Genomic DNA, 12,613 nt, shown 5'->3' with positions numbered 1-12,613 from the left:
GTGACCTGGTCGGTGATGTCGCTGGCAAATTTCACCACTTTGTACAGGCGCCCATTGGTATCGAAGATCGGGTTGTAGGACGCCTCCAGAAACAAGGTCTTGCCGTATTTGTTTTTACGCTCGAAGCGGTGCGAGTGATATTCGCCGCGATTGAGCGAAGCCCAAAACGCCTTATATGCGGCGGACTCCACTTCGCTGCGGTGGCAAAACATACTGTGATGCTGACCAATGATTTCTTCGCGTGAGTACTGCACGGTGCGCAGAAAGTTATCGTTGGCATTGAGAATCTGGCCTTGGGGCGTGAACTCGATGACCGCCATGGACCGGCTGATGGCGTCGATCAGGCTTTGGTTCTCATGCTCATCGTGGACCCGTGCGGAAATATCCGCCGCCACCTTAATCACACTTTGCACTTGGTTGTCGCTGCCCAGTACCGGCATGTAGCTGGCTTCGAGCCAGACCTCCTGGCCGCGCTTGTTAAGGCGCATGAAGGTGCCGCTGAGCGCCTCGCCTCGCGCCAGATCGCGCCACAACTGGTGGTAGGCATCGGTGTGGGTATAAGCCTCCTCGCAAAACAGGCGGTGATGTTTGCCACGGATCTCCTCGACGCTGTAGCCCATGGTTTGGCAAAAGCGTTCGTTGGCATTCAGGATCACTCCCGTGCGGTCGAACTCAATCATCGCCATGGAGTGGCTGATGGCGGCAAGCTTGGCGTTGGCTTCGGTGAGGGCACAGGAAAAATGCTGGATTTGTTGCAGGTCGGCTTTGTGCTGGCGGTTGAACATGGTCAGATCACCCTAGATTCCCGGCGCCTGGAAGGCGCATTCCATTCATACGTTGGATATTTCTGGTACACCTGCATGGGGAAATAACCATTGGAAACGCTTTGTAGGCCAAGCGTCATTCACGGTTCTGGGTGAGCATAGACAGGCCTTGGCACTCTGCAAGGCCACTAATCCGCCAGCATTGCTGTTCAGGGATGATCAAGAGGCTTGAAGACCGCCTGCTGCACATCGACTTTTTTCGGGATCAGGCCATTGGCAAAAAACAGGTCGGCGGTGCGTTGCTGGTTGGCGATGTCGATGGCCGCCAAGGGTCGGATCGGTTCAGGCGAGCGATGTTCGAAGTAGCTTTTGACCACCGCCGGTTGCAGGCCCAGGGTGCCGGCCATCAGCGTGATGCTCGCGTCGGGCTGGTCAAGCGACAGGCGCTGCGCCTTGCCAAGCGTCTGGATAATCGTGGCGATGGCCTCTGGGTGCTGCTGGGCAAACGGATGGTTGACCACGAAGAAACTGCCCGCCGGGTTCAACCCTTGCCCGTCCCGCAGCACGCGTGCCGAGCCGTCGATCACGGCGGCGGAGTAGTACGGGTCCCACACTACCCAGGCGTCCACCTTGCCTTGTTCGAACGCGGCGCGGCCGTCGGAAGGCGACAGGTACACCACGTTCACATCCTTCCACTGCAACCCGGCGTGCAGCAGGCTTTTGAGGAACAGGTTGTGTGCACTGGAGCCCTTGAGCAACGCCACGCGCTTGCCCTTGAGTTCTGCCACGGTCTGCACCGTACTGGCCTTGGGCACCAGCACCGCTTCGGCCTTGCCTTCGTTAGGCTCGACGGCGAAATACTGCAAGTCGATACCGGCCGCCTGGGCGAAGATCGGCGGGATATCGCCAATATTCCCGATGTCCAGGCTGCCGGCGTTGAGCGCTTCGATCAGCGGCGGGCCACCGAGGAATTCGGTCCACTGCACTTGGGTCCCAGGCAGCGCCGCTTCAAAAAGCTTGTGCTCACGGGCTAGTACCATGCTGACCGAGCTTTTCTGGTAGCCGATGCGCAGTGTAGAAGGTTCGGCCGCCGAGCTGGGCTGTGCCAATACCGCCAATGCCAGCAGCGAACTGCCCAGCAGGTGTTTGATTGCTTTCATAAGTTGCCTCTTGGTGGTTCGATCAGATTCAAAGTGAGCACAGTAAGCGTGGGAGCTGGCTTGCCTGCGATGGCGGCCTGTCAGGGCCAGTGGTGTTGGCTGGCTCACCGCTATCGCAGGCAAGCCAGCTCCCACATTTGATCGGTGTGGGATTCAAGACCGGTTACAGCGCGGGCCATGTAATCACTGACCGAGCGCTGGGAAATCCCCAGTTCGGCGGCGATCTGGGGGTACGTCAGGCCGTTGACGCGGGACAACAGGAACGTCGTCTTGACCTTGGCCGGCAAGCGGTCGAGCGATAGATCGATGGCTTGCAGGGCTTCGAGTACCTGGGCCCGGTCCTCGGCGCAGGCTGCATCGTCATCCAGCGCAGCGAGGTAGGCACGCTCCAGGTCACGCCGACGCCACACCTGGTACACCAGGCGCTGGGCAATGGTGGTAAGCAATGCGCGGGGCTGTCGTATCGGGTTTACGTGAGGTGCACTCAGGAGCTGGACAAAGGTGTCGGCGGCGATGTCTTCGGCGTGGGCACGGGAGTTGAGGTAGCGGTGCAAGCGGCTGCACAGCCAAGGGTAATGAATGCGAAACAGTGAGCCCACGTAGTCGCTGTGAGCACTATCGGCGCCGGACATAGTGGCTCCTTCTGAGTAGGTTGCACGGTATGTCCGGTGTTCCGGTGGAGCGATCCTAGCAAGGCTACTTATGCTTTAATAATATTTAAAATGCATTTTTATATAACCTTATTGAAGTTTTGGGTAGCCGGCGCTGGCAGCCTGCCGTTGGTAATCCAACACCACCTGATAGTCGTCTTCGCTGGCAGGGAGCACAGCTCGCACACCGAGGGTTTGCGCCACCTGCGGCAGATCCTGCAACGCCAGGTTCATCGCCTCACGAATCTGCGCCACCTGCGCATCGCTCAAGCCCAGCGCGCCTATGTAGGGCAAAGTCGGGCTCGGCGCGCTGCGGGTGATGACGCGCAGGCCCGCGACCTCTTCAGGGGCGAATCGGGCCAGGTAGTCGTAGGTGACGCTGTCGATGGCGGCGAGGTCGGCGCGGTCTTCACGCAGCCAGCGCAAGCTCTCGCGGTGGGCGCCGCTGATGCCGACGCTGGCGAAGAACCGCCCGTCGCGCTGCAACGGCGCAAGGCAGTGACGCAGCAGGTTCATGCCGCTGTTGGAGTCGTGGTCGTTGATCACGCCACGGCTCTGGTAGAACTGCGCCAGGCGGGTGCGCGGGTTGTCAGCGCGGGTCAGCAACAGGCTGCAATGTTCGCCGTGGCTGCTGTGGGCCAACTCGTAACGGGGGCGGCCAATGATGCGCACCTGGCCGCGCAATTGGGTCATCAGCGGGTAGCCGCAGGTTTGGGTGACGAGCAATTGCGGCGCTAACCACAGGTTGGGCAAGTCGAGGTGGTCGGCATCAAGACGATGCAGCTTCAAGCGCTCGAGAATGCGCGCCAGCCAGTGTTGATTGGCCTGCTGAATGGGCTCGGGCGCAACGTACATGCGCAGGTCGGCATAGTGCTCGGTCATGGTCGTCTCTCAGGCAAACGGGTGCCGGGGGCTGTCGATCGCCTTGAGGGCGTGACGGCTGATCAACTGGCCGTAACCCTGCACCAGGAAACCGCCGCTGCGCGCCAACCACTGTTCACGACGGGCACGGTACACCCTGGGCAGCAAGTACCACGGCAACATCGGCAGGTCGTGGTGTACCAGGTGCAGGTTGTTGTTGAGAAACAGCCAGGCCCAGGGCCAGGACGCTTCGTTGAGCACCGTGCGCTGTTCCGGCCGGGGATGGGGGCGGTGCTCGTAGTAGGAACGGATCGAGGCCAGGGACAAGGCTGGCACGCTGACCAGCAGCAGGTAATGCCAGACTGGCACGGCGCTGTAGCGGGCGATAAATCCAAGCATCAACAGGGTCACGGCGCCATGGGCCAGCCACATCGGCCCTACCTCGGGCAGGCGCTGCCATTGATCGCACAGCAGCCGGCTGATGGCCAACGGCGCCGACAGCAGGAGGCGGCCGAGCACAGTCTTGGTCAGCCAATGCACACTGCGCTGCACGGGCGTGCTGTTGGCCCATTGCTGTTGATTCAGGTAGCGGCTTTCCGGGTCGATGCCGGGCAGGGTCAGGTCTTCATCGCGGTGGTGCAACAGGTGACTGTCCCGATACAGGGTGTAGGGGTACCACACCGCAAATGGGGCGTAGCCCAGCAGTTTATTCACCCGGATCGAACGGGTGGGATGACCATGCAGCAACTCGTGTTGCAGCGACAGCCAGAGGGTTACCAAGGGGATTAGCACCAGGGTGCTCAGCCACACGCCAAGCCAGTGGCTGGCAAACATCACAGCGAACCAAGCGGCATAGACGCCGCATAACAACAGCCAGGTCGGCCATTCGGTGCGGGCGGTGAAACTGTGTGCCAGGGCTTGGATTTCCTGGCGTTGGTTCAGGTCAAGGTAGTTAGCCATCAGCCGCTCGGCGCAAGGGTTCATGACTCTTGTGCAACAAGGGGCGAAAATCTTGCAGATCGTTTGGTGCTGAGCTTAGAAGCAACGCCCGCAGCGGCTACAATGCGCGCCTCGCCCTCTGAGTGGTTTTGACATGCACATCGAACGGCTGGCGCCGCTGCTATGGCCCTTACTGAACAAGTTTTACCGCAGCCATGACTCGTCGATGAAGGCACTCAAGGAAGGGCAATTGTGGGTGGCGCGCGACAGCGAGATTGTGGCCGGTGTGTGCTTGAGCCCTGTAGTGGGTGGGCAGTGGCTCACAGGGGTGTTTGTGGCGCCGGCGTATCGTGGCCAGGGGCTGGCAGCGCGATTGATTGGCGAGGCCGTGGCGGGTTGTGAGGGGACGGTTTGGTTGCTGTGCCATCCGGACCTGGAAGGTTTGTATCTGGGGATGGGGTTCAGCCAGGACACGGTTTTGCCGCAATCGCTGAGTGAACGGCTGGTGCGTTACAAGCGCAATAAGCCGATGATTGCGATGGGGCTCAATGCCCAAGATAAACACTGAACCCATGTGGGAGCTGGCTTGCCTGCGATGGCGGTGTATCAGCTACAAATAAGGTGGCTGGCCCACCGCTATCGCAGGCAAGCCAGGTCCCACAGTTGAACTGTGGGTTCAGTAGGGCTATTCGTCAGCCGTTGGGTCCAGCTCCGGGAACATCACTTCAATAAACCCGAATTTGCTGAAGTCGGTGATCCGCGACGGGTACAGCCGGCCGATCAAATGGTCGCACTCATGCTGCACTACCCGCGCATGGAAGCCGTCGGCAAAGCGTACGATCGGCTCGCCTTTGGGGTCGAACCCTTCGTAGCGGATCTGCTGGTAACGGTTCACGGCGCCGCGCAGGCCGGGCACCGACAGGCAACCTTCATAGCCCTCTTCCAGTACCGGGCTGAGCGGTGTGATCAGCGGGTTGATCAGGATGGTCTGCGGCACCGGCGGCGCGTCCGGGTAGCGTTCGCTGGCTTCGAAACCGAAGATCACCAGTTGCAGGTCCACGCCAATCTGCGGCGCGGCCAGGCCAACACCGCCCACGTGCTCCATGGTCTGGAACATATCGTCGATCAGTTGCCACAACTCCGGGCTGTCGAACATTTCCGGCGGTACCGGCGGGGCGATACGCAGCAGGCGCTCGTCGCCCATTTTCAGGATTTCACGGATCATTGCTCAGGCTCGGTCATGGGCTTGGAGTGGTCCCGGCCTAGGCCAGAGACGTGTTGTTTTTCATCAGTGTGGCCCGGCTCGCCTATTTCCTTCTCACCGGGGTCTTTGCCCTCGGCGGACATGTGTTCGATCACGGCGTTCATCTCCGCGCCCAGTAGCAGTACGGCGGCAGAGATGTAGAAATACAGGAGCAAGACAATGATCGCGCCGATGCTGCCATACATGGCGTTGTAGTCCGCGAAGGTCTTGACGTAGTAGCCAAAGCCCAGTGAGGCGACGATCCATACCACCACGGCCAAGACGGAGCCGGGGGTAATAAAGCGAAATTCCTGCTCGACGTCCGGCATCACGTAGTACATGAGGGCCACGGCGAACATCAGCAAGATCACAATCAGCGGCCAGCGCAGGATGGTCCACAGCGTGACCACGAATTCCTGCATGCCGATCTGCCCGGCCAGCCACTCCATCACCTGCGGGCCCAACACCATCAGCGCGGCGGCGGCCAGCAGCATGCCGGCGATGCCCACGGTGTAGAAAATCGACAGCGGAAAACGCTTCCAGATCGGCCGCCCTTCAACCACGTCGTAGGCGGCGTTCATGGCGCTCATCATCAGGCGCACGCCCGCAGAGGCCGTCCACAGCGCGATGACGATACCCACCGAGAGCAAGCCGCCCTTGGACTGCTGCAACTGATCGATCACCGGGTTGACCTGTTCCAGCGCCTGGGGAGGCAACACCAGCTCCGATTGCAGGCGCAGCCAACTGAAGAAGTCCGGCAGGTGCAGGAAGCCGATCAGGGCAATGAGGAACAGCAGGAACGGAAACAACGAGAACAGCATCTGGTAGGCCAGTGCCGAGGCGTAGGTAGGCATCTCGTCATCGACGAATTCCTTGATGGTGCGTACCAGCACCTTGTGCAGCTTGAGACCATCGAGTACCGGAAAAAGCATAGCGTCTCCTTTCGCCGCAAAGAGGTTGAGTTCGTGGGCGACTCAGGGGCCGTTTTCTACATCAAAGTAGCCCATTTGGCGACTTTGAAACAATTTCGAAAGTTTAGTTGCACGCTCAGATACAAAAACGGCCATCCGTGGATGGCCGTCGGGCTGCTGGGGGCTGCCCGCCAGGACGTATTACTCAGTGGCTTTTTTCACTGCGTCCTTGGTCTTGCCCACTGCTTGCTGCGCTTCACCCTTCTTCTCTTGGATCACGCCTTCAGCACGCAGTTTGTCGTTGTCTGTGGCTTTACCGACACCTTGCTTGATGTTACCCACAGCTTCGTTCGCCATGCCTTTTACCTTATCGGAAGTGCTGCTCATGGTATTACTCCTGATAACAATCAAATGGTTTTGGGTCACTACGTAGCGGTTGACCTGAAGCGCAGCGGCAGAGTTTCAATTATTTTTGCGCAAGCATTTCATCGAAAGCGGCAGGTTTGGCTTTATGTTTTGCAGCCAACCCACGAGAATGCCCGGCACATTCAGGCTGCAACGCTGAATAACAGATCCCGTAGGAAGGTTATGAAACTCAATAAAGCACAGGCCATTGCCCGCAGAAACCAGGAACTGGGCGGTGCCGTACTCGGCGTCAACAACTGCCACTTCACCGACCTGGACCGCAAACGCAACATTTGGTGGTTCGACCTGCCGGTGGGGCGCATTGCCGTGGGCCAGTACGAGTGGATCCACCTGTTGATGCACAACGCCGACACCGACCAGTTGCTGCACCTGAAGGTGCCGACCGTGTTCCTGCGTGAAAAACTCGAAGGGCTGGTGGTGCGCAATGCGGGCAAGCGCAAGCCGGAGATTACCCTGGAGCTAAGCGCGGATAAGGACTCTTTCTTGAAGGACGTACGCCCCGCCGGTGCGGGTGTGAGCTTCGCGCAGTTCGCCCTGTAAGAACCGTGCAGGCTGCCCTGAGAGGCTTTTGTAGGAGCGAGCTTGCTCGCGAAAAACTCACAGGCACCGCGTTTATCCAGGAAGCACGCGTTACCGTTAACGTTTTTCGCGAGCAAGCTCGCTCCTACGGCAGGTGATGACCGCGCCCCCATAAAAAACCCCGCATCAGCGGGGTTTTTTATGGGTTACTTTTTGAGCCCGAGTTTCTTCAGCTCTTCATCCCGCAATTCACGCCGCAGGATCTTGCCCACGTTGGTGGTCGGCAACGCATCACGGAACTCGACGGCCTTGGGCACCTTGTAGCCGGTGACGTTGGCACGCATGTGTTCCATCACCTGGTCCTTGGTGAGCGTAGCCCCTGGCTTGACCACGATGAACAGCTTGATGTGCTCGCCGGACTTTTCATCCGGTACGCCGATGGCCGCACACTGGAGCACGCCCGGCAGGCCCGCGAGCACGTCTTCCAGCTCGTTGGGGTAGACGTTGAAACCGGAGACCAGAATCATGTCCTTCTTGCGGTCGACGATACGCATGTAGCCGTCTGGCTGGATGATCGCGATGTCGCCGGTCTTCAGCCAGCCTTCGCTGTCGAGCATCTCGTCGGTAGCTTCCTGGCGCTGCCAGTAGCCCTTCATCACTTGCGGACCTTTCACACACAGCTCGCCAGTTTCGCCCAGTGCAAGCTCAGTGCCGTCGTCGGCGATGACTTTACATGCAGTGGAAGGCACCGGAATGCCGATGGTGCCGATCTGGATGTTCTGGATCGGATTGACCGTGGCCACCGGGCTGGTTTCGGTCATGCCGTAGCCTTCGCAGATCGCGCAGCCGGTCACCGCCTTCCAACGCTCCGCCGCTGCCAGTTGCAACGCCATCCCCCCCGACAGCGTGACCTTCAGCGCAGAGAAATCCAGCTTGCGGAAACCTTCGTTGTTGCACAGCGCCACGAACAGGGTGTTGAGGCCGACGAAGCCGCTGAACTTCCACTTCGACAGTTCCTTGACCATCGCCGGCAGGTCGCGCGGGTTGCTGATCAGGATGTTGTGGTTGCCGATCAGCATCATCGCCATGCAATGAAAGGTGAAGGCGTAGATGTGGTACAGCGGCAGCGGCGTGATCAGGATCTCGCAGCCTTCGTTGAGGTTGGAGCCCATCAGCGCCTTGCATTGCAGCATGTTGGCCACGAGGTTGCGGTGGGTCAGCATCGCGCCCTTGGCCACGCCGGTGGTACCGCCGGTGTATTGCAGCACCGCCACATCGCCGCTGGCCGGGCTGGCATCGTTGACCGGCTGGCCATGGCCCTTGGCGAGTACATCGTTGAACTTGATGGCCTGGGGCAAATGGTAGGCCGGGACCATTTTCTTCACGTACTTGATCACGCTGTTGATCAGCACACGCTTGAACGGCGAGAGCAGGTCGGCAACTTCGGTGACGATCACGTGCTTGACGGCGGTCTTGGGCACGACTTTTTCAGCCAGGTGCGCCATGTTGGCCAGGCAAACCAGGGCCTTGGCCCCCGAATCATTGAATTGGTGTTCCATTTCCCGCGCGGTGTACAGCGGGTTGGTGTTGACCACGATCAGGCCGGCGCGGATCGCACCGAATACAGCGACCGGGTACTGCAGAACGTTGGGCAGTTGCACGGCGATTCGATCGCCAGGCTTCAAGTCGGTATGCTGTTGCAGATAGGCGGCGAATGCGCCGGACAATTCGTACAGTTCACCGTAGGTGATGGTCTTGCCCAGGTTGCTGAAAGCCGGTTTGTTAGCGAAGCGCTGGCAGGACTGCTTCAGTACCGCCTGAATATTCGGATACTCGTCTGGATTGATCTGTGCAGCAATCCCGGCGGGGTACTTATCCTTCCAAAAGTCTTCATTCATGGAAGCCCACTCCTCAGCGACGCGAATTCATCATCGCATTTGATGCGATTATTATTGGTGTATGTTTTTAGGTGAGTCTGGCGCTTTCAAGCAGGCCTAGAAGTCACAAAGCGCGCCGAGAGTAGCAGCTTTGCCAAGGGCCGCCTAGAGCCAAAAGAGGGCCCTACAGTCATAAACATGACTCAAGAATATCCAATGGTCACTTTTAGAGCAAAAATTCTATAGCGCCAGGAATGGCTCTAGAACAGGCTTTCGAGGGCGAAAAATACAGTGTGGGAGCTGGCTTGCCTGCGATAGCGATGGATCAGTCAATTCAACAGGCGACTGAAACACTGCTATTGCGGGCAAACCAGCTCCCACATTTTTGTACCCTATTTCAATTCAAGCGATGTCGCGCAGCTCCCGGCGCAGAATTTTCCCCACCGGCGTCATCGGCAACGACTCCCTCAACACAATATGCTTGGGCACCTTATACCCCGTGAAGTTGGCCTTGCAGTAGGCCTTAAGCTCCTCGAGGCTCACCCCCTCGGCCCTCGCCACCACAAACAGTTTCACCGCCTCCCCTGTGCGCTCGTCCGGCACGCCGATCACGGCGCAGTTGGCCACGGCCGGGTGGGCCATGATCACGTCTTCGATTTCGTTGGGGTACACGTTGAAACCCGAGACGATGATCAAATCCTTCTTGCGATCTACAATGCTGATATAGCCATCGGTGTCGATCACCGCAATGTCACCGGTCTTCAACCAGCCATCGGCGTCCAGGGTTTCGGCGGTGGCGGCCGGTTGCTGCCAGTAGCCCTTCATCACTTGCGGGCCCTGGATGCACAGCTCGCCGCGCTCGCCCAACGGCAGTTCTTGCCCCAGGTCATCCACGACTTTCATCGCCGTACCCGGCACCGGGATGCCCACGGTGCCCAGGCGCGACAGGCCGCCGTAGGGGTTGGTGCTGGCCACTGGCGAGGTTTCGGTAAGGCCATAGCCTTCGCCGATGGCGCAGCCGGTCAGCGCCTTCCAGCGTTCCGCCGTGGCCTTGACCAGGGCAGTGCCGCCGGAGTTGGTGATCTTCAGGTGGGAGAAATCCAGGGTCTTGAAATCCGGGTGGTCCATCAGCGCCACAAACAGTGTGTTCAGCCCCAACAGGCCGGAGAACTGCCACTGCTTGAGTTCCTTGATAAACCCGCCGATGTCCCGTGGGTTGGTGATCAGCACGTTGTGGTTGCCGGAGACCATCATGCACATGCAATTGGCCGTGAATGCATAGATGTGGTACAGCGGCAGCGGTGCAATCATCACCTCCTGCCCTTCCTTGATCAGCGGATGGCCGTCGTCGCCCAGTTGCGACATGCACGCCCGCACCTGCTGCATATTCGCCACCAGGTTGCCGTGGGTGAGCATCGCGCCCTTGGCCAGCCCAGTGGTGCCGCCGGTGTATTGCAGCACGGCGACGTCATCCAGGGTCACCGGATGGCGCGTCACACCAAGGCCCGCGCCCATGCGCAGGGCGCGCTTGAACGACACTGCTCGCGGCAGGTGGTAGACCGGGACCATCTTCTTGACTTTGTCGACCACGGTGTTAACCAGCCAGCCTTTGGCGGCGGGCATGAAATCGCCCATCCTGGCTTCGATCAAGTAGTCGATCTCGGTATCGCTGCACACCTCCTGCACCCGCGAACCGAACAGGTTGAGGTAGACCAGCGCGCGCACACCGGCGTCCTTGAACTGGTGGCGCATCTCGCGCGGGGTATACAGCGGGTTGGTATTGACCACGATGAGGCCGGCGCGCAGTGCGCCGAATACCGCAACCGGGTAATGCAGCACGTTGGGCAGCTGCACCGCGATGCGCTCGCCGGGCTTGAGGTCGGTGTGCTGCTGCAGGTAACCGGCAAACGCCGCACTCTGGCGTTCAAGCTCGGCGTAGGTGAGGGTAATGCCCATGCTGCTGAATGCCGGACGGTCGGCAAAGGTCTTGCAGGAACGCTCGAAGACCTCGATCACCGACTTGTAGGTGCGAAGGTCGATGGCATTGGGGACTCCCGCCGCGCGTTTGTCATTCCAGAAATCAGGTTGCATTATTCTTGTCCTCTTTACCTGAGTGTGTCCGGCCGCTGCCATGCAGATGTGCAGCAATAAGAAGCGGAGCTTTGGGGAAGTTAGCAGCTATGGCCAAACAGGCAAGACGCTGAACTGTGTCATTGATTGTATGAATCTTGTACCTAAGGCGTAGGCAGATACCCCGCCCCACGCGGGATGAGCTATACAATGCAACCACTCTGAGCAAAGGAAGCCGCCATGAACCACAGCACCTTCTGGCTGACCGCGAACGACCACACCCGTCTGTACGTCAACCAATGGCTGCCCGACGGCCCGCCCAGGGCCGTGGTGATGATCTCCCATGGCATGGCCGAGCATGGCGGCCGCTATGCGCGCCTGGCGCAGGCATTGTGTGCAGCAAGCCTGGGTGTGTATGCGCTGGACCAGCGTGGGCATGGCCGCACTGCAGAGGCCGGCACCGTTGGGCTATATGCTGAAACGGATGGTTGGAACAAAGTGGTGGGCGATCTGGCCAGCCTCAATCAGCATATCGGCCAACAGCATGCCGGGCTGCCGATCATCCTACTGGGCCACAGCATGGGCAGCTATATCTCCCAGGCGTACTTGCTGCATCACAGCGCCAGCTTGCATGGCGCAATACTCAGCGGCTCGAATTTCCAGCCGGTGGCCCTCTACCGTGCAGCGCAAATCATTGCGCGCATCGAGCGAGCACGCCAAGGCCTGCGAGGGCGCAGTGCGTTGATTGACTTCCTGTCGTTCGGCTCATTCAACAAAGCCTTCAAACCCAACCGCACCCAGTTCGACTGGCTCAGCCGCGATCCGGTTGAAGTGGACAACTACATCAACGACCCACTCTGTGGCTTTCGTTGCACCAATCAACTGTGGATCGACCTGCTGGGCGGCTTGCAGCAGATCAGCAAAGTCTCCAACCTGGCGCAGATCGATCCTGGCCTGCCGATCCTGGTGATGGGCGGCGATTGTGATCCGGTGAGTGAAGGCAAGCGTCTCAAGGATCTGGCCCACGCCCTGCGTGAGGCCGGTTGCCAGGACGTGCAATTGACGCTCTACCCGCAGGCGCGCCATGAAGTCTTCAACGAAACCAACCGGGATGAAGTCACCGCCGACCTGCTGGCCTGGCTCGACCAGGCGCTGGCGTTGCGCAGGCCCACCCGCTGCGAATAGTTTTTGCT

General features: G+C 59.6%; 12 protein-coding genes and 1 pseudogene. 3 read left to right on the top strand and 10 right to left on the bottom strand.

Features of this window, described 5'->3' with window-relative positions; all coding sequences use genetic code 11:
• Positions 1 to 8 precede the first annotated feature (8 nt).
• From DK871_RS29755 to DK871_RS19410, 5 genes and pseudogenes are all read right to left on the bottom strand, one after another.
• Positions 9 to 785 (bottom strand): annotated as a pseudogene (locus DK871_RS29755) (PAS domain-containing protein); the annotation flags it as partial.
• Positions 786 to 973: 188 nt separating this feature from the next.
• Complete coding sequence (locus DK871_RS19425; RefSeq protein ID WP_161906317.1) at positions 974 to 1,924, bottom strand: aliphatic sulfonate ABC transporter substrate-binding protein; 951 nt, start codon at positions 1,922 to 1,924, stop codon at positions 974 to 976.
• 110 nt (positions 1,925 to 2,034) lie between these two features.
• Entirely contained in the window at positions 2,035 to 2,556 is a 522-nt protein-coding gene (locus tag DK871_RS19420; RefSeq protein WP_161906316.1) for a sigma-70 family RNA polymerase sigma factor, read from the bottom strand.
• A 108-nt stretch (positions 2,557 to 2,664) separates the two neighbouring features.
• Positions 2,665 to 3,456, bottom strand: coding sequence for a phosphate/phosphite/phosphonate ABC transporter substrate-binding protein (locus DK871_RS19415; RefSeq protein ID WP_161906315.1), 792 nt, complete (start codon positions 3,454 to 3,456; stop codon positions 2,665 to 2,667).
• Between the two features lie 9 nt (positions 3,457 to 3,465).
• A complete protein-coding gene (locus tag DK871_RS19410) occupies positions 3,466 to 4,395 on the bottom strand; it encodes a fatty acid desaturase (protein ID WP_161906314.1) in 930 nt (309 codons plus the stop codon).
• Positions 4,396 to 4,528: 133 nt separating this feature from the next.
• Between DK871_RS19410 and DK871_RS19405 the strand changes: the two genes are divergently transcribed.
• Entirely contained in the window at positions 4,529 to 4,942 is a 414-nt protein-coding gene (locus tag DK871_RS19405; protein ID WP_161906313.1) for a GNAT family N-acetyltransferase, read from the top strand.
• A 117-nt stretch (positions 4,943 to 5,059) separates the two neighbouring features.
• On the opposite strand, the gene def is transcribed toward DK871_RS19405, so the two are convergent.
• The 3 genes from def to DK871_RS19390 form a co-directional block, all read right to left on the bottom strand.
• Positions 5,060 to 5,599, bottom strand: coding sequence for a peptide deformylase (def, locus tag DK871_RS19400; protein WP_003193731.1), 540 nt, complete (start codon positions 5,597 to 5,599; stop codon positions 5,060 to 5,062).
• Positions 5,596 to 6,549, bottom strand: a complete 954-nt coding sequence (locus tag DK871_RS19395) for a YihY/virulence factor BrkB family protein (RefSeq protein WP_032895581.1) — start codon at positions 6,547 to 6,549, stop codon at positions 5,596 to 5,598. The genes def and DK871_RS19395 overlap by 4 nt, the downstream gene beginning before the upstream one ends.
• A gap of 180 nt (positions 6,550 to 6,729) precedes the next feature.
• Positions 6,730 to 6,915, bottom strand: coding sequence for a CsbD family protein (locus DK871_RS19390; RefSeq protein WP_161906312.1), 186 nt, complete (start codon positions 6,913 to 6,915; stop codon positions 6,730 to 6,732).
• 201 nt (positions 6,916 to 7,116) lie between these two features.
• Between DK871_RS19390 and DK871_RS19385 the strand changes: the two genes are divergently transcribed.
• Positions 7,117 to 7,494: a hypothetical protein gene (locus tag DK871_RS19385; RefSeq protein ID WP_003193739.1), complete on the top strand. Its 378-nt coding sequence runs from the start codon at positions 7,117 to 7,119 to the stop codon at positions 7,492 to 7,494.
• A gap of 185 nt (positions 7,495 to 7,679) precedes the next feature.
• On the opposite strand, the gene fadD1 is transcribed toward DK871_RS19385, so the two are convergent.
• Positions 7,680 to 9,371: a long-chain-fatty-acid--CoA ligase FadD1 gene (fadD1, locus tag DK871_RS19380; RefSeq protein WP_161906311.1), complete on the bottom strand. Its 1,692-nt coding sequence runs from the start codon at positions 9,369 to 9,371 to the stop codon at positions 7,680 to 7,682.
• Between the two features lie 381 nt (positions 9,372 to 9,752).
• On the bottom strand, positions 9,753 to 11,441 hold the full coding sequence (fadD2, locus tag DK871_RS19375; protein ID WP_161906310.1) for a long-chain-fatty-acid--CoA ligase FadD2: 1,689 nt from the start codon (positions 11,439 to 11,441) through the stop codon (positions 9,753 to 9,755).
• A gap of 219 nt (positions 11,442 to 11,660) precedes the next feature.
• Here fadD2 and DK871_RS19370 point away from each other — a divergent pair, with 219 nt between their 5' ends.
• Positions 11,661 to 12,605, top strand: coding sequence for an alpha/beta hydrolase (locus tag DK871_RS19370; protein WP_161906309.1), 945 nt, complete (start codon positions 11,661 to 11,663; stop codon positions 12,603 to 12,605).
• Positions 12,606 to 12,613: the final 8 nt, after the last annotated feature.

It is taken from the genome of Pseudomonas sp. L13 (genome assembly GCF_009935965.1).
Classification (GTDB): Bacteria; Pseudomonadota; Gammaproteobacteria; order Pseudomonadales; family Pseudomonadaceae; genus Aquipseudomonas; species Aquipseudomonas lactis.
This window is presented reverse-complemented; position numbering and strand designations above follow the sequence as displayed.